This window comes from Lacticaseibacillus parahuelsenbergensis (assembly GCF_030770265.1).
Lineage (GTDB): Bacteria > Bacillota > Bacilli > Lactobacillales > Lactobacillaceae > Lacticaseibacillus > Lacticaseibacillus casei.
In genome coordinates this window covers 1,873,955-1,891,152 of the sequence record NZ_CP132482.1, presented here as the reverse complement: position 1 = coordinate 1,891,152, position 17,198 = coordinate 1,873,955, and the positions used below count along the sequence as shown (strand labels likewise).

19 protein-coding genes are annotated in these 17,198 nt (G+C 47.3%); 16 read left to right on the top strand and 3 right to left on the bottom strand.

Translation table 11 applies throughout. The features are described from left to right. Window position 1: 1 nt before the first annotated feature. On the top strand, window positions 2-487 hold the full coding sequence (locus LACPH_RS08910) for a hypothetical protein (protein WP_306386701.1): 486 nt from the start codon (window positions 2-4) through the stop codon (window positions 485-487). A 152-nt stretch (window positions 488-639) separates the two neighbouring features. Then, window positions 640-918, top strand: a complete 279-nt coding sequence (locus LACPH_RS08905; RefSeq protein WP_306386700.1) for a helix-turn-helix domain-containing protein — start codon at window positions 640-642, stop codon at window positions 916-918. 253 nt (window positions 919-1,171) lie between these two features. On the opposite strand, the gene LACPH_RS08900 is transcribed toward LACPH_RS08905, so the two are convergent. Then, window positions 1,172-1,825: a DUF4767 domain-containing protein gene (locus tag LACPH_RS08900; protein ID WP_306386699.1), complete on the bottom strand. Its 654-nt coding sequence runs from the start codon at window positions 1,823-1,825 to the stop codon at window positions 1,172-1,174. Window positions 1,826-2,171: 346 nt separating this feature from the next. On the opposite strand from LACPH_RS08900, the gene folP reads away from it, so the two are divergent. The 5 genes from folP to LACPH_RS08875 are packed head-to-tail and all read left to right on the top strand — an operon-like array spanning window position 2,172 to window position 5,813. Beyond that, window positions 2,172-3,005: a dihydropteroate synthase gene (folP, locus tag LACPH_RS08895; RefSeq protein ID WP_306386698.1), complete on the top strand. Its 834-nt coding sequence runs from the start codon at window positions 2,172-2,174 to the stop codon at window positions 3,003-3,005. Window position 3,006: 1 nt separating this feature from the next. Next, window positions 3,007-3,372, top strand: coding sequence for a dihydroneopterin aldolase (gene folB / locus LACPH_RS08890; RefSeq protein ID WP_047105662.1), 366 nt, complete (start codon window positions 3,007-3,009; stop codon window positions 3,370-3,372). Beyond that, window positions 3,369-3,866, top strand: coding sequence for a 2-amino-4-hydroxy-6-hydroxymethyldihydropteridine diphosphokinase (folK, locus tag LACPH_RS08885; RefSeq protein ID WP_306386697.1), 498 nt, complete (start codon window positions 3,369-3,371; stop codon window positions 3,864-3,866). Before folB ends, folK begins: the two co-directional genes overlap by 4 nt. Before the next feature lie 12 nt (window positions 3,867-3,878). Beyond that, entirely contained in the window at window positions 3,879-4,451 is a 573-nt protein-coding gene (gene folE / locus LACPH_RS08880; RefSeq protein ID WP_306386696.1) for a GTP cyclohydrolase I FolE, read from the top strand. A 9-nt stretch (window positions 4,452-4,460) separates the two neighbouring features. Beyond that, entirely contained in the window at window positions 4,461-5,813 is a 1,353-nt protein-coding gene (locus LACPH_RS08875) for a bifunctional folylpolyglutamate synthase/dihydrofolate synthase (protein WP_306386695.1), read from the top strand. A 125-nt stretch (window positions 5,814-5,938) separates the two neighbouring features. Here LACPH_RS08875 and LACPH_RS08870 read toward each other — a convergent pair whose 3' ends face one another. After that, on the bottom strand, window positions 5,939-6,061 hold the full coding sequence (locus LACPH_RS08870; protein WP_306386694.1) for a hypothetical protein: 123 nt from the start codon (window positions 6,059-6,061) through the stop codon (window positions 5,939-5,941). Further along, window positions 6,051-6,806, bottom strand: coding sequence for a matrixin family metalloprotease (locus LACPH_RS08865; RefSeq protein WP_306386693.1), 756 nt, complete (start codon window positions 6,804-6,806; stop codon window positions 6,051-6,053). The genes LACPH_RS08870 and LACPH_RS08865 overlap by 11 nt, the downstream gene beginning before the upstream one ends. 202 nt (window positions 6,807-7,008) lie before the next feature. Here LACPH_RS08865 and LACPH_RS08860 point away from each other — a divergent pair, with 202 nt between their 5' ends. The 9 genes from LACPH_RS08860 to LACPH_RS08820 all read left to right on the top strand — a co-directional run bounded on the left by LACPH_RS08860 (window position 7,009) and on the right by LACPH_RS08820 (window position 17,151). Next, window positions 7,009-7,854 carry a phosphotransferase family protein gene (locus LACPH_RS08860; RefSeq protein ID WP_306386692.1) on the top strand — a complete coding sequence of 282 codons (846 nt, stop codon included), beginning with the start codon at window positions 7,009-7,011 and terminating at the stop codon, window positions 7,852-7,854. Between the two features lie 96 nt (window positions 7,855-7,950). Then, on the top strand, window positions 7,951-8,118 hold the full coding sequence (locus LACPH_RS08855; protein ID WP_306386691.1) for a hypothetical protein: 168 nt from the start codon (window positions 7,951-7,953) through the stop codon (window positions 8,116-8,118). Between the two features lie 130 nt (window positions 8,119-8,248). Continuing rightward, the gene (locus LACPH_RS08850; protein ID WP_049172623.1) at window positions 8,249-8,647 is read left to right on the top strand and encodes an iron-sulfur cluster biosynthesis family protein; all 399 of its coding nucleotides are present in this window, start codon (window positions 8,249-8,251) and stop codon (window positions 8,645-8,647) included. Between the two features lie 426 nt (window positions 8,648-9,073). Further along, complete coding sequence (locus tag LACPH_RS08845; RefSeq protein ID WP_306386690.1) at window positions 9,074-10,678, top strand: ATP-binding cassette domain-containing protein; 1,605 nt, start codon at window positions 9,074-9,076, stop codon at window positions 10,676-10,678. Further along, window positions 10,671-12,332 (top strand): ATP-binding cassette domain-containing protein, encoded by a 1,662-nt coding sequence (locus LACPH_RS08840; protein WP_306386689.1) that lies wholly within the window; start codon window positions 10,671-10,673, stop codon window positions 12,330-12,332. Before LACPH_RS08845 ends, LACPH_RS08840 begins: the two co-directional genes overlap by 8 nt. A gap of 170 nt (window positions 12,333-12,502) precedes the next feature. Next, window positions 12,503-12,766, top strand: a complete 264-nt coding sequence (locus LACPH_RS08835; protein WP_010491405.1) for a hypothetical protein — start codon at window positions 12,503-12,505, stop codon at window positions 12,764-12,766. 693 nt (window positions 12,767-13,459) lie between these two features. Continuing rightward, complete coding sequence (locus tag LACPH_RS08830; protein ID WP_306386688.1) at window positions 13,460-15,130, top strand: peptide ABC transporter substrate-binding protein; 1,671 nt, start codon at window positions 13,460-13,462, stop codon at window positions 15,128-15,130. Between the two features lie 99 nt (window positions 15,131-15,229). Beyond that, window positions 15,230-16,180, top strand: a complete 951-nt coding sequence (locus LACPH_RS08825; protein ID WP_306386687.1) for an ABC transporter permease — start codon at window positions 15,230-15,232, stop codon at window positions 16,178-16,180. A gap of 68 nt (window positions 16,181-16,248) precedes the next feature. Then, a complete protein-coding gene (locus LACPH_RS08820; RefSeq protein WP_370531198.1) occupies window positions 16,249-17,151 on the top strand; it encodes an ABC transporter permease in 903 nt (300 codons plus the stop codon). The last annotated feature ends 47 nt before the right edge of the window (window positions 17,152-17,198 follow it).

Sequence of the window (17,198 nt, the reverse complement as noted above, 5' to 3'; positions counted from 1 at the left end):
AGTGCGTGATAAACGACGATGGATTTACATGTTACTCCCTTTTGCAACAGCAATTGCTTTTTTGGTTGGAGCAGTAGTCCTCAAGAATATGTATGGATTTGATTATTCAAATCTTTTAGGGTTTAAAGCTGTTCTTGGTTCTGTTGTTGGTTTTGTGTCGATCGTTATAGGCTTCTATTCAGCCTTCTACGGCATGATTATTTCTATGAGTCGTTCTACGTTTTTCCTTAGTTTGAAGCATTCAAGATTCAAAAAGGATTTGCCACGGATATTGCTTTATTCTTTGTTAAGTGCTTTTATGACACTGATATTGACGATAGCTCTTCAAATCCTTGTTAACTATAAAAGCATTCTTGGAGAAACAGTTTACTTTGTTTGGGTCTTTATGACTGGAGTTTTCATGACTTATGCACTGCAGACGTCGATACTATCAATTGCTATTGTTTTTTTCGGGAATTCGGACCAAATTGAAGTTAAGAAAATTTAGTTTTGAATTAATTTTTAGGACCTAGGTGTTTTGTTGTTTTATCCTGAGAGGTGTAGTGCTATGTAAAGAAAACGTAAGCGTCACATAGAACCATACCTGTAAACGCTGAGATCTTCCATCTATACTTTGTTTATCAAGAAGAGGTATTCAGCATGGCAAAGAACGTTCTTTTTAACGATTATCTCGCTGAACAACTTAAAGACCCTGAGTTCAAGGCGGGGGTTGATGCGGAATCTGCCAAACTTGAGAGTGCGGTGGCACTGATGAATGCGCGTGAACGCGCTGGATTGACGCAACGGGAACTAGCAAATCGGGCGCATGTTCCGCAGTCAACAATTGCACGAATTGAACACGGCCAGAATACTAGCTTCGATACCATGAGCAAAAATGCCTTTGCAATCGGCAAGAAACTCAAAGTTGAATTCACTTAAGGTATAGAGATGTCCCACTGTTTGTGAGCGTCATTTTTCGGAACTCTCGAGACTGGCTCTTTTGTTTAAATGCGAGAAAAATTAATGAAATGACACAAAAAGAGGATCGTTGCGGATCCTCTTTTGCGTTCTCTTAAAAATTTTTACAAGTGTTTGTTTGATTTAAGAAAAAGCAGCGCAGATTTAGGAGACCGGGCAACAAGTTCTCCGAGCCATTTGTACATTAATGGTCCAAAACGAAACGTGTACGGCTTTAATCGCCCTTTACAATCTTAGCAAAACCCTCACGCAACGCCTCATTCCGCGTTTCACCAAAGTATATCCAGTTATTCTCGTTTCCTTGATTTTGCCCGGTAACAAGTACCTCAGGCTGGCCATTGTGCAACGTAAATAGGTAGACGTATTTACCGCCGTAACGTGCATGCGCTGCGTTTGAATAGATGGCGACAATGGTATATTCGGCATTACTTTGGCCGTTTGCGCTTAGTGCCCAGGTAACTGCTCTGTCGCCGACTGCCATCGCCATCTTGCCGGTTGTGCCGTCTGGTTGAGCTAATTCGTCGGGAATTTTCAGCCCGTACATATCAGCGCTGTTGCCTTGCCAGTAACTTTCGTATTGCTGGCCCATTGTCTTTTCCCACTCGCTCATGAACGCAGCAAGTTGTTGCCCCTTGGCGCTTGACCACACGGCTTGTCCGCTGCTTGAGCTGACACTTTGACTGGATTTTGCGGCTTCTTGACTTGATGCAGATGGCTGCTTCGATGCCGATGAAGTAGAAGCCTTGCTACTGGAGACCTGTGACTTGCTCGGTGTGCTTGTCTTTTGTCTTGTCTTTTGCTGATTACCGCAGCCCGACAAGACCAATGCGAAAAGCAACGTGGCGACGCCAATTATTAATTTTTTCATGATATCCCTCCAAAGTTATTACCTCTATAGATCATTATACAGGATCGGGGGCTCCGCCATTTATGATTAAAAAAATGATCAAAAAATTGCGGTAACTCTTTTTGCATGGTACATTAATGCTTGTTTCCATTGTGGACAATTGATTATGAAAATAGCTGATATTTGTTGTTTAAGCTGATAGTTCGCTTCCCGTACCTTTTAGATGAAGAGGGGGATGCTCTTCAATTCACCGCAATTGACAACAAATGCTTCACAAGTCCTGTTATCACGCATCACCATTGCAATTTCGTTCCAGAATTATGGCGCACGTCCTGATCAATCCATATGGGTCTCAAAGGAGATTAAGATGAAACCAGATTATTTTATTGCAAACAGCTTCAAACTGCCGCTTAATGGTACGACGAAGGTTATGGGAATTGTCAATGTCACGCCTGATTCTTTTTATGATGGCGGGAAGTATGAAAGCACTGAGTTGGCGGTCGAACATGCTTTATCTTTGGTGGCGCAAGGCGCTGACATGATCGACATTGGCGGGCAGACAACGAAGCCCGGAAGCCAGCCAATTAGCGCAGAAACCGAATTGGCGCGTATTTTACCGGTGATCTCGGCATTAAAAGGGAAGCTGAACGTTCCGATTTCCGTGGACACTTATAAGCCGCAAGTGGTCGAGGGTGTGATCAAGGCCGGCACCGATGTTATCAACTTGATTTTTCAGGATGAGGCATCCGAAAAGGTCATCCTTGACATGCTTGCGGATACTTCGATGGGCTTGGTGCTTGCCCACAATTCATTCCCTAAAATGTTGGATCCTGACCGAGCGCTGGATCAGTTGAAGGACTTTTTCAATGCGCAACAGCGACTTTTGGAAGGATATGGCATTGGTGCCGAGCGGGTTTTGTTTGATCCGGCACTTGGCTATGCCTATGGACTGGATTTGGCAGGGAATTTGAAAGTTATCAACGAAGCCAAGACGTTAAGTGATGATTTTCCAATGCTCTATGGCTATTCCCAGAAACAGTTTATCGGCGATTTAACGGGAAATATCGCTCCTGGGCGATTGGCGGGTACGCAGGCTATCACGGCACACTTGGCGGCTCAAGGCGTGGACTTTGTTCGGGTGCATGAAGTGGCAGAGGCCAAGCAGCTTTTGACCATGCTGAATCAGATTTGGAGGGCTTAGGATGACAGTTGTGATCAAGCTCAATTCGGCAAAATTCCATGCGCACATTGGCGTTTATCCGGAAGAACGCACTATCGGCCAAGATATCGCGATATCGGCGGAAATCACGCTGAAGTTAACGGATCTTGCGATTTTAAAAGCTGACGAGTTAGCCAATACCATCAGCTATGGCGAGGTTTATAAAATTATCGCGCATGAGGTTTCTTTGTCGCAGGACAAGTTGCTGGAGACGTTAGGCGTCAGAATCGTTGAAGCGCTGCAGGCCCGATTTGCGGATAAATTCAGTTCGCTGACGCTGTCGATTAAAAAGATCGCCCTTCCAATTAACGGCATCGTTGATAATGCGGAGGTGTGCATCACCATATGAGCGCTGGTTTGAAGCATACGGCTTTTATTGGCCTTGGCAGCAACCTCGGCGATTCCCTGCAAACGGTTAAGGCAGCAGTGGATGTGATTGCCGCGGATCCACAGATCGAAGTGACCGGCCGTTCTTCCTGGTACGATACCAGCCCAGTCGGTTATGAGGCGCAAGCGAATTTTGTTAATGGTGTCATCAAAATTGAGACCAGTTACACACCGCTTGAACTGCTGGATGCGTTAAATCGGATTGAGAAAAGATTTAAACGCGAGCGCACGATCCATTGGGGGCCGCGGACACTGGACTTAGACATTGAACTTTATGATGAGGAGGCGATCCGAACGGCGCGCCTTGAGATTCCTCACCATGAAATGTTTAATCGGCTGTTTGTTCTAGAGCCACTTGAAGAAATCTACGATGGAGACGCTGAAATGACACGACGCATACATGATGACATCACGAAGATTCAAGGGACACAGCAGATTAGAAAAATAGAGAATTAAAGAGGTGCTCACATGAAGCCGTTTGATCGGGCATTACTTGAAACGAGCGTACGCAATATTTTAATTGCGATTGGAGATAACCCTGACAGGGAAGGGCTGAAGGAAACGCCTGCGCGAGTCGCGAGCGCCTATGAAGAAATGTTTTCGTCTTTGCATCAGAAAGCTTTCACCGAAAGCAAAGTCTTCAACAGTTCCCTGGCGAATGATGGGGAATTGGTGGTTGTCGCTGATATTCCGTTTTATTCGATGTGTGAACACCACTTGCTTCCGTTTTTTGGCAGTGTCTCGGTTGGCTATATGCCGAAGAATGGCCGGATCATTGGACTTAGCAAAATTCCCAGACTCGTCGACTATGTTGCCAAAAAGCCTAACGTGCAGGAAAACCTGACCAGTCAAATTGGCTTGGAGCTGCAAAAATTAGTCGATCCGCAAGGCGTGGCGGTGGTTGTGAAAGCGCGGCATATGTGTACCGAAATGCGTGGCATCAAGAAGGCGAACAGTCACACGCTCACGTCCTTCTTCTCTGGCGCGTTTAAAAATAAGGACAACCGAATGGAATTCTTGCAGGAAATCAAAAATCAATGAGGTGACCTCATGACTGAGCATGATAGCTATCGTAAGGTTTTAGCGCGTATTCCCCGCGTGATGCTGTATGATGATTCCTTGAACCGGGTTGATTTGCTTAGAAGGATTTTGAAGCAGTTGGGAAGCCCAGATATGACGTTTCCCACTATTCATATCTGCGGTACGAATGGCAAAGGTTCAACGTCAACCATGATTGCCCAGATACTGCAGAATGAGGGGTATCGGGTCGGCCTGTTTACGAGTCCATCGCTTCTTGATGAGCGTGAGGATATTCAATACAATCGGCGGATGATTGCTGAAGATGAGTTTCTCGCTGCGTACGAAGTTTTGATTCAGGGAATGGCTGGGATGAATCTGACGCAGGCTGACATCTCTTTTTTTGAAACGTGGTATTTGGTGGCGATTATCTTTTTTGCGCAGAAGCGCGTTGACTATGCCGTTATCGAATGCGGGTTGGGTGGCGAACTTGATGCGACTAATGCGACGAGCAATGTCAAATTTGCCATCTTCACCAAAATCGCCCTCGACCACATGCAGATTCTCGGCAACACAATTGAAGCAATTGCGACCGCCAAGTCCAAAATTATTAAGTCGGATTCGATGATCGTGATCGATTATCCTGCGCAAGCATCAGTTGCTCATGACATCATTGCGGCGCGGGCCAAGGAGCAACACGCAAAGTTGTGGGTGGATCAGGATTTCGAAATCAATCTGGTTTCCAGCGATCTAACGTCTAATTTAATTGATGTTCGGCTCAATGATCACTGGCATCGCGCCTTAAAGTTCTCGCTTGCGGGAGAATATCAAATCGACAATCTCGCGACGGTACTTAAATGGTGCAGCGCCTTTAACGCAAGTGAGCCGCACAAAATTAAGGACACTTCGATTGTAGCGATGATCAACTCAGTGGCATTTCCAGGCAGAATGGAGGAGCTTTCCAGCAAGCCCACGCTTGTCATTGATGGCGCGCATAATGTTAACGGGATTGATGCGCTGGTTAAGACGCTTCTGGCAGCCATCCCCAACCGCAAGTTGACGGTTCTCGTTGGTTTCTTGCGCGACAAACAAGTTGCGTTGTGTGTGGACAGGCTGCTTGATTTGCCGCATGCGACTTTTGTGGTCTCAACGCCAGACAACCCGGAGCGCGCGATGTCTTCTGATGAGTTGTATCGTATTTTTGAAGAGAATGACAAAATGCGTCAGGATCATGAGGTTTACAACGCACCCAACGCAAGTGCCGCAGTTGACTATATAAGTGCGAATGCTGATGACGAGATGGTCTATATTGCAGTGGGATCGTTTTATTTTATTAACCAAGTTAAGATGCGGTGGGATTCACGTGGCGCCCGAACAGTTCTGTGACATGAATGCTTTCTGCCAAAAAAGAAGCGCTAAATTATGACGTTAGCAACGGTTGTTGTTGCTACGATGACTTAGCGCTTTTTGAATGTATTGGTAATTAGGAACTATGAATATTTTCAAATGCTTTAAAGATCGGCATCATAAATGTGTAGCTGATTTTCGTCATCGCCAAACATGAAGAACTCCTGGTAGATGACATCTGAGAAAGTCAGTGGCGTTGCCTTTTTGAAGTCGTATTTATTGCCCATAAATCGCCTTCAAACCGGCAATGTCGCCGCTAGAAAGCTGCGTAACCCCACGCGTGACCGGGTACATCACTGAATCGAGGGACTTGCTGTGGTCTAAGCCGAGCGCGTGACCCAATTCGTGCATGGCGACGGCTTCGTTGATGGATTGTGCTGGATAGGTGAGGTTAAGGCTGGCGCGGGCATGGTTGATGACGGTGACCTGCGTGCCCATGGTTTCAACAATGATGGTCGGGCCGCCTTCGCCAAGTTCGGTAGCACCCAGATCCTGCTCGCTCATGCTTTTTTGATAACTTGAAAAAGTAATTTGGTTGTCATTCTTTTGACCCTTGCCAGGGATGAGTTTGACGATGCCGGTTGCGTTATAGGCGCGGACAGCTTCGTTGAAAACGTTGTGTTCTGACTGCGGCAAGTTGGCGTCAAAGTGATAGTAATAAGTTTTTCTGAGGTGACGGCCTTGAACGATATTTAAGGCGGGGGTGGTGTCGGCTGAGGTACTGGTCGAAGTGGTTGATTGGCTGGTGTTGCTGGCTGTCAGGCTACCAGATGAGGCTTGGCTGGCCTGGTTAGCTTGATGACTGCCATTCAACCATCCAGAGACAGTGCGTGTGGCGGTGTTCCAGACTTGCGCGATGCCGCTTTTGACAGTTTCGCGCGTGGCAATTGGTAGCGGACTCTCTGTGCTGTAAACTAAGAAGACTCCCGCCACAAGCACAATCACCCAGAATAAGCGGTTGCGGTGTTTCATGGATGGCCTCGTTTCTAAAAGAAGTTTGCCGAAGATTTACTGTTATTCTATGCTAATTTGGAAGGATTGTCGTGAAGCTTTAGGCTGATGTTTGAAAGACATTTCGATTAGCAAGTGGTGAGACGATCATAACTGATAACGGCTTATTCGTCATGGGAAAAGCTCCGCCACGGCCATTAGCAGAAATGTATGGAGGAGAATCATGAGTTATTTGGATCGGATTGTAAATGCTTATGACCTTGGACAAATCAAAAAAGTGGCGCCGATGACCAATGGAAAAAGTGGTCGTGCGTGGCGTGTAGAGACTGATGCGTCCACTGTTTTGGTGAAGACGGTTGCCGATACCGCCCGCGCTTCTCTCGAATTTGCCTTGGCACAGGCGATTCAGGAAGAAGATCGCGATGTAACGCCAGCAATTTTGCTGACCACAGAGGGACACCCGTTTGTGACGGTAGATCACCAAGTCTATCGCGTCCAGAATTCTTGGCAACAAGCCGCGACGAAACCGTCATTAGCTGCAACGTTAGCATGTTGCCGAAAGATACGAGTTGCACTGGATCGGTTTGAATATGCTTGGTCGTCTGACGATTCGCATTCGTTGGATCGACTTTGGGAGAGTCAGCGAGTTAGCTTAGCCCAAAATTGGCCCGGCATTTATGAACAACTGACACCGATGATCACGCAACTCGAAACAATTGACCATCAGCAGGAAACGTGGGTGCATGGCGATCTCGGTCGTTGGAATTTACTTTCGCTGGCCAACGAAAAAGTTGCGATTATCGATTTTGGTGAGGCACGTCGCGGCCCTCGGTTTCTGGACTTTGCCGCACTCTTTGATAGCTTCATGCCGCGAGATAAGAATGCAGTCAAGGTGTACAAGGATCGTTTTTGCGACTTGGCGGGGATCGAGGAGCAGGATCAGCGCATCTTTTTGGCGACGGTTCAGTTGTGGCTAGTGAAGGGGATGTTAGTTGCAGTGGAGAAAGCGCCGGAACATGTTCAAAATTTTTGGGATCGAGTGCAGTTAGTTGGTAACTTATCATCATGATTGCAAAAGAGTTCCATGCCATCTCGTGATGTTGCATAATGAGAGTTGTTAAGTAAAGAGACATTTCATATCGCGAAGTTAAAGGAGATAGGCAACATGGCCGAGGCAGATAACGAGAAAAGAATTGAAAATGCAGTTAACAGTCATACAGATGCCGATACAGAAACTGTTAATGTGCGGATGATCAATGCTATACAACACGTTCCCATTCAAGAACTCCATTCGTTGCAAGAATTTGGGGATCTTTATCGAGATGAAGACTGAGCGTGCCAAAGGAGTTCTCATTAATGCAGCGGGTGCTCAACGAGAATACAAGGTAATTAACCGCGCGCAATTGATTTTGCCCCGCATAAGTGTCACACTAAAAGTAAGTGACAGGAAAGGTGACGGTATGATGGCATCAATTAAGTTATCGCAGTCGTTTGTTGACTTGATGAAGAAGAAGCATTTTGATCAGAAGGTTTTGCTGTTGATTGCCGATGACGGCGGCGGGCGGTATTCGTTACAAGGCGGTGCCTGCAGCATCGGCACGAAGTTTACCTTGATTGTGCTCGATCAGCCGGATCCGGATTATCAAGTGAAGTTGGACAATGACGCCGGTTTGAAGCTGTACACTTCGGACTATGACATGATTTTCTTTGCCAGCGGTTTGGCCATGGACTTTAAAAACGGTGCCATCAGTATCAAAGATGACGCGCATGCTTATTTAGACGGCAGCGTTCGCATTGCCAAGGGGTCAGATGTGTTAGCGGCATTCAAAAAGGGCATTCTGATGAGCGGCGCGACTTGCTAAGCTAAGTTGAACTGGAAATTGTTTGATAAATGATTTTTTTAAATAAGTGGTACTAGCAGCGAAATTAAGCTTTTTGGTGCTAGTACCTTTTTGTTAAAACGGCGAAAAATAGATTTCAAAACCACAGATAAAATTCATTGATTTTTCAGGAACCACCTGTTATGCTAACGCTATCAAAACCGAAATCGAACGGAGGCATCTTGACATGCGGATCAAAGACCGATTTACCCCATCAAAATTGAATGCAGGGGCTGCGGTTAGTGCAGGGTTCTTTGGTGTGCGTCGCGGATGAGCTTCTAGTCGATCAATATGATGTATCAAAAGACGGCTGAGGAGGCCGTCTTTTTGTGCGTACGTTCATGTTTGCGACAACGCAGTCCCCAAAATTTTGACTGAATTCTCCAGTCACTCGAGGAGACGAGCTCAATGCAAACAATTTTTCAAATCGGTTCAATTAAAAAACGGTGGTTACTAGGGTTGCCTAGCTTGCGGGTCGCGGTTGATGGCTTCAACGTCGCCATTTCCATGTTGATTCAGCTAGGATTAATTGCGGCGCTGGCCGGTCAGGTTGGCCTGTTGCTGGGTATTTTCGGCGGAATGCTCAGTGCATCGGTTGTTTATACGGGCGTTTACTGGTTATCAGGAGTGGTTGTGGAACGGCTAAAACGGCGCTTGAGCCTAGCCATTGCCACTGCTTTAGTGAGTAGCTTTTTGGGTGGGAAGGCTGATGAAGCACCTGATAGTGGTTTAGCGACGAACTTACTGGTAACTGACACCCAAAACATCATGCAGTTTTTGGATACCGGTGTCTTGCCGCTGGTTGATTTTGGCATCACCGTCATCTTGGGCATCGCGTATGTTGCCACTCAGTCTTGGCAGTTGGCACTCGCTTTTATCCTGATTGGTCTCGGTTTTGCCGTGCTTTCTCGGCAACTTTTCCGCTACCAAAATCAGGCGCAGACGGCTTTAATTGGGATTGATGATCGCCATAAAGGCTTCTTCAATGATTTCTTGGCGAATTTTGCGATGGTGCGGAATCTTCATGTTTTTGCGTATATCCGACAGCGGCATCAGGCTTTTTTCCAGGAAGCAACGCCAAGCATCAAGCAACTTGCAAACGCTGCGGGTGCCTTGTCCGGTATTTTCAATGGCGGGATTTATTTGGCGGAAGTGTTAACCCTGGTACTGGGATTTGCCTTGCTGCCGTTGACACAGCAGTCGGTGGCGAGCGTGCTGGGCGCGTGGAATGCTGGTGTCGGCTCGATTTTGTGGCCATTTTTAGGATTAGCGCCGACAATTGGGTATTTTGCCCAGCAGAAGACTTCGCTACAACGCATTTTGCCGCGGCTACAGGTCGCGTCTGAAGTTCCGATCACGACTAACACCAAAATAGCAGCAATTCCTGATCAGCCCATGACGATTGTCGGCGAGCAGGTGACTTTTCATTACCCGAACAACTCACGGCAGCTGTTGCACAATCTGAATTTTCAGATTGATAATCACGGCATCACTTTCATTATTGGCGCAAACGGTGCTGGCAAAACAACGCTAATGAAGCTGATTCTAGGTGAGTTACTGCCGACTTCCGGACACATTGGCATTCGTGGCCGTCCAACTGCCACCTCGCCGGCAGAGTTAATGGCATTCGTGCCGCAACGCAGCGTGATGTTCACGGCGTCTGTCGCAGCCAACTTGCTTTTGGTTGAAGATCACTCGTCACAACGGATCATGCCACTACTACACCAACTGGGGCTTGAAAAATATGCGGATGATGTTGATCAAATATTACATCCTGCGCAACTCTCACCAGGCGAGCAGCGGCGGTTCGGGATCGCGCGTGCGCTGCTTTCGGGGCGGCCTTGGCTGGTTTTGGATGAACCTTTTTCCGATATTGATGCAGCAAATCAGGCAGTGGTCATGAGGATTCTACGGCAAGAGGCACGACGGCGTGGGATTATTGTGATCACGCATACTTTCGATTTTGTCACGGCCGCCGATCACATCATTAAGGTGGGTGAGCAGCATGACTAAGCTAAAACAAATCTGGCAACTTGTCGGGACGCGGATCGCGCCGTTTTTATGGTTGATCGCCTTGATCTGCGCCGGCTTCGAGTTTGCGTTAGCGCGCATCATTCAAAATGTGACCCAACAAAGCATGTTGACGATCAGATTGCTTGTCGTTGCGCTTGCTGCGGCACTGATGATTGGACTGGGGCGCTGGTTGATTACGCGTTGGCAGACGCAAGCACAGTATCGGCTGGTCCAGCGACTTCAAACGCAACAAATGGCCGCACTCATGACTGGCCCGGTTGCAACGGACGATCAAACCGGTAGTGAACGACTTAATGGTCTGACAACCGAAGCGTCCTTGGCCGCCCCATTGTTTATTCAGTCGGTAACGGCACTTGCTGTTGGGACCTTTTCGTTCCTTGCCGCCAGCTTATTCGGCTGGTTGAGTTCACGGTTGCTGATGGTTGTGATCGTAGGATTGTGCCTGACTGCCTTATTGATCCCACGCTTCATGGCTGGTCGCTTAACTCAGGCACAGGACACCCAACAAGTCGAAAATGGCCGCATGCAATCAGCTTTATTGGAAGTACTTGCAGGACGAACACTATTAAGAGACTATCAAAGTGAACAGTTTGGCTTACAACTTTTTCGGAAGGCTTACCAAACTTTTGCAGACTCCCAATATCACATGGGCATTCAGCAAACAGGAACCATTGTACTTGGCTTTGCGCTGGGGTTGTTCGTTGACATTGCAATTTTAGGCGTTGAATTGTTGTTTGTCGGTTTCAAAATGATCACGGTCGGTCAATTTGCGGCGTTTGCCATGTTAACGCCGAGCTTTACGTGGTTGTTCTACAGCATGCCAGGCCAGTATGCCCAACTTTCACGGCAGGTGGTCGCAGCCAAACGCTTGCTCGCATTGGTGACATTGCCGGAACAAAAACATTCAGATCTAACGCAAAAAGTATCCCGACAGTGCCCCACCTCCGCTGTCTCCTGTTCTGGAGAGCAATTGGTTTTACAGGATCTAAGCTACACCTATCCATCTGCTCACCGGCCAGTGATACAGCGACTTGATTTAACGATTGATGTTGCGGCCCATGAAAAAATTTTGGTCACGGGTCCAAGTGGCGGCGGGAAGTCGACGTTGATTCAAATTATCTTGGGCTTGTTGATTCCACAGGCTGGCATGATTCAAGGACAATCGGCAGGCGCAACTACAGAGCAGCTGGCCGACAAGATTGGTTTTGTTCCGCAAGTCGTGGCGCTGTTTGATGATACCTTGTTACAAAATATCACGCTCGGTCGCCCGGTTACCCAGGAAGCAATTGAAACTGTGCTTGCCCAAACCGATTTGCAGGCATTCGTTGACCGTCTGCCGCAAGGACTCGCCACGCAGCTGCACGGCCAGACGAAAGCCAATGTGTCGGCAGGTGAATTGCAAAAAATCGGGCTAGCGCGGGCGCTTGTCGCAAAACGGGCGATGTTACTGCTAGACGAACCGTTTGCCAACTTAGATGCCGCGTCAGCAAAAGCGCTTAGTCAACGGCTTAAATCATTGCCAATTGCCATGATGGTTATTTCCCATCGACTGGATATCACGCGGTTTTGGGATCGGGCCTTGCGCCTAGAAAATGGCCACTTAAACGAAGAAAGTTTCGCTAAGCCAAAATAGTTGGCAACCGCTACCATCTCACGTATAGTAAAAGCGTATTGACGCGATTCCCTGCGCAAAGACTGGGTGTTGGTTTCGGGCACTATGACTGGATGAGTGGTCGTCGAACTTGAGGCCATTGACACCAATTTCTGACCGTAGCGAATTGCTTATCAGAAAGGGGGAATAAGATGTTTAACTGGTTGATTTTAGGGCACATTATCTTTGGCCTGATCTCATTTGTCGGATCGCTCTTGTTAGCACTGGGGTTCCGAGCTTCATTTGCCAGCCTGACACCGATTCAAAAATGGGGGATTGGCCTTTCGATTGGCGGCCTATTTGCAACGATGGCATTTGCCATGTTGTCGGCAGCTAACGGGGTATCGGCGTTGCTGTTTATCGGCGCCGGCGCTGCACTTCTGTGGGTATTGATGCACCACCGCGCAGAAGCGTAACGTACGTGTCTGTTAAAACTGAAAACAGCCGGCTGGGAAAGTAAGTCTCAGTCGGCTGTTTTGATGAGCATAAAATTTAAAATAGTTTCAAATGAAGCTTATGTGAGCAGTATGTTTTGTCCATTTAACCGTAAAGAAACGGCTAATACGAGGAAATTTAAATATGAGTTAGCCAGCAAACTTGAATGAAAGCTGAACGTTAATCAGCTTTAAGTAAAACTGTTTTAAATGAAATGGCCTTATTGCTTTTCTATATCTTCTTTCCTCAGCTGCCACGACAAAGGCGTTTCCGCAATCACCGCCATTATTTTCTTAACGACCACTCAATCACAACGGCAGTTAACCAGAATTAAAATTCTATGAGCATGCTCAAACCCAATAGCCAAGCAGTATTGAAGCATGTTGCTGCCCCGAACAAATCAGGTTTTAAGAAATTACCCGTTGACGAATAATATTTTTAAAAGTATGCTAATGCTAATTTCTTCGAGAGGAGTCAACGTGATGACCCAGTTCAACCAAGTCATGTTCATGTCCATGTGCTGCTGCTATGAACAACATAGCGGTTCTATTTACATGGCTGGATATTGGCTTGGGTGACGGACAAACGTGACTTGAACGAAGGACAAAACTGGCGGTGTATCTAGAATCCTAGATGCACCGCCAGTTTTTATTTTACTTTAGGAGATGGCATGTATGAAGAAGTCCCATTGGCTCACAGCTCTTATTACCGGAGTCGCGCTGGCAACGCTACTTGTCGGTTGCGGCAGTAAAGGTTCTGCATCATCAAGCAGTTCCCAGACGTTGAACTTAACCGAAGAGCTTGATCCGACGACGTTAGATGTGAATGATATGCGCAATACTAACGAGAACGATATCCTTTCAGAAGTTCAAGAAGGCTTGACCACGATTGAATCGAAAAACGGCAAAGATAAAGTTGTTTTAACCGGGGCCAAATCCTACACCAAGTCGGCTGATGGCTTAACGTATACCTTCAAGCTGCGCGATGCCAAATGGTCAGATGGCAAGAAAGTCACCGCGCAACAGTATGTGGATTCATTCCGCCGGCTTTTGAAAAAGGAGAATGCCTTTTCACAGGCGACGAATGCTTATTTCATCAAGGGTGCTGAAGCATACAACACCGGTAAAGGCAGCGCTGAGGACTTAGGTGTGAAAGCCTTGAATGCCAAGACGCTTCAGGTTCAGCTCGCTTATGCTTATCCGTCGCTTTTGTCAGATTTTGCATCGGTCATTTATTATCCGGTTCGTCTCGACAAAATTAATAAGGTTGGCAATAAGAAATGGAAGACCGATGTGAAGGATCAGGTCTTTAACGGACCGTTCAAGCTGACGTCTTGGAAAAAGAATGACAAGATCACGCTGAAGAAGAACAACACTTATTGGAATGCCAAAAAGGTTAAGCTGCAAACCGTCACCTACACCACAACGAACAAGCCGTCGACAGTGCTTTCGTTAATGCAAAGTGGCCAGTTGGACGCCTTGTCTGCTTCCGGAAAACAGATTAGTGACTTCAACAAATTGGCTAAAAGTAACAAACTGGTCTCGCGAAAACAAGATGGTTCAGGAACGACCGTTTTGATCATGAATCAACACAATGGCGGGACGCAGGGACTTTTCAAAAATACGAAGGTGCGTGAAGCAGTCTCACTTTCTATTAATCGCCAAAGTTATAACAAGGCGGTCAATGACGGCAAAGACCAGCCAACCTATACCATGGTGCCGCAATCGGTGAACGTTGGATCAACAAACTACGGCGAGTATGTCGGTAATCCACTGAAAGATTTACAGGCACAGTACAACACCAAGGCTAAGCGTCAGGCCCTGCTGAAAGAGGGCTTGAAGGAACTGGGTAAGTCAACGGATCTCAGTAAGCTGAATTTTGTTTACCTGACTGTCGATGATGATGACACTGGTACTTGGCTGAAACAAGAGCTTGATCAACAGTTAGGCGTCAAAGTCACGATCAAAACTGCCCCTGATGTACCTAGCTTTGTGAAGTCCAGAAATGATAATCAATATGATTTGCTTGACAATGGCTGGTCAGGAAGCGCCGATCCGAATTCGTATTTGAGCCTGTGGGATTCAAATAACGGCTTCCAGCAATTCTTCGGCGGGTATAACAGCAAGACGTTTGACGATCTCGACGCCAAGTTAAATGCCAATTTAAGTACGAAAGAACGGCTGGCCCTTTATAAGCAACTGGAGACACAACTGGTTGCCAAGGATTTTGGCGTTGTGCCGTTAACCAATTCGGAATCACGTATTTATATCAACAAGTCAGTTAAAAACCTTCAATCAACCGTCTTTGGCGCCACGTTCAACTACACTTATGCGTCAAAAGAATAGCTAGCTAGTCACATTGGCCATACACCGGCCAATGTACATAAGGTCAATAGGAGATGGCAAAATGACTCATTTTGATTCAAGAAGAAGGTGGCTGCAACCGTGATCAAGCTGATCGTTCGACGTTTTATCGAACTGTTAATATCGACGTTCCTAATTGCCACGTCAACTTTTTTCCTGATTTCGGCAGTGCCTGGTGATGCTCTGAGTGCCCAAACCGATAAATTACCGGCAGCGACCCGCGCGCAGGTATACAAGAACACGGGTCTCAATAAGCCGGTGATGGAACGATATGTCATCACCATGAACAACATGTTGCATGGGCAGTTTGGCGAGTCAATTGCCGATCCGTCTGTGACCATGTCGAACTTGATCCGGGATCGTCTGCCGGCATCAGCACGATTAGGTATACAGCAAATGCTACTAGGCATTCCGCTGGGGCTACTGCTGGGGATTCTGGCGGCTGTGTATAAAAACACCTGGATTGATCGGGTGGTGACAATTCTGGCACTGTTTTTGATGTCGTTTCCGAGTCTGGTGCTGGGACTGTTACTGCAAAGTTATTTTGGCGGCAAACTTGGCTGGTTCCCGATTATCGGGTGGCCCAGTGGCGATCAACTCTGGTGGAGCGGCTGGATTTACACCATTTTGCCGACGATTGCCGGCGGGGTCGGCTACATTGCCGGTTACGCGCGATTGTTGAAAAATTCAATGGTGGATGTGGCCTCAAGCGAGTATGTCATGACGGCGCGTGCCAAGGGATTATCGGAACCGCAAATCGTGTTGCACCATATTGTGCGAAATGCGTTCATTCCGATTATTACCTCGTTGCCAGTGACGTTGGCTTTTGGCATCACTGGATCAATTTTCATTGAAAGCATTTTTGTGATTCCCGGCATCGGGCAGTATTTTGTGACGGCGCTGACGAATCGCGATGTGCCGATTATTATGGGCGAAACGGTGTTGCTGGCGATTTTGTACATTGTCACGATGTTCATCACCGATCTGCTGTATACCGTGGTTGATCCGCGGATTAAGTTATATGACAACTGAAGGGAGTCAGGCGAATGGCTGTCAGTGATACGGATTTTCATTTTGTTCAAGGAACCGACAACGCCGGTATGCCAACTGTGCTGACGAAACAACCAACCATAGCAGTGGATGAGGCGGGCGCGCCCAAAAGTATCAGCTTCTGGGCATCAGCGCGGCAGAAGCTACTGAAAGATCGCATGTCGGTGTTTTGGGGGATTATTTTACTCCTTATTGTGCTAGTGGCCTTAATCGGGCCGCAACTTCAGCACTATGACCCCAATTTGATTCGGGTCAATGCGCGAAATGTCGGGCCGAGTGCGGTTCATTGGTTTGGCACTGATCGCTTGGGGCGGGATTTATTTACGCGCACCTGCATCGGCATTCAGGTTTCGCTCTTGGTGGCGATTCTCAGTACCGTTCTGGCAATTGGCTTCGGTACGATTTATGGCATGGTCATGGCGTTTTTTGGTGGCTGGGTCGATGAAATCATGATGCGGATTATTGAAGTATTTAATTCGCTGCCGGGGCTGTTGATCACCATGCTGATCATGGTCGTTTTAGGCAATGGTATGTGGACGATGTTGTTTGCACTTGCGCTCACCAGTTGGTCAGATGCGGCGCGGCAGGCGCGGGGACTGGTGATGCAATTGCGGCAACTTGATTATGTGACGGCTGCCGTGATGCTGGATACGCCGGTGTGGCGGATTATGACGCGGCATCTGGTGCCGAATATGATGAGTATTCTGATTCTGGATATTGGCCAAAGCATCCCCGGCAACATCTTTGGTGAAGCCAGCCTTAGTTTTCTGGGACTGGGGATTCAGGCTCCGAACACGAGCCTTGGCATCCTGATTGCCAGTGGTCAGGATCAGATGCTTCAACATCCACTGCAACTTTACATTCCGATTCTGGTTTTAGTCGCGATCGTTTTTGCGTTTAATATCGTAGGTGACGGCTTGCGCGATGCCCTCGATCCAAAATTCCAAGGTTAAATCAGCCGACTGCCGGCAGCGAGAAGCTTGTTTGCAGGCTTCACCCA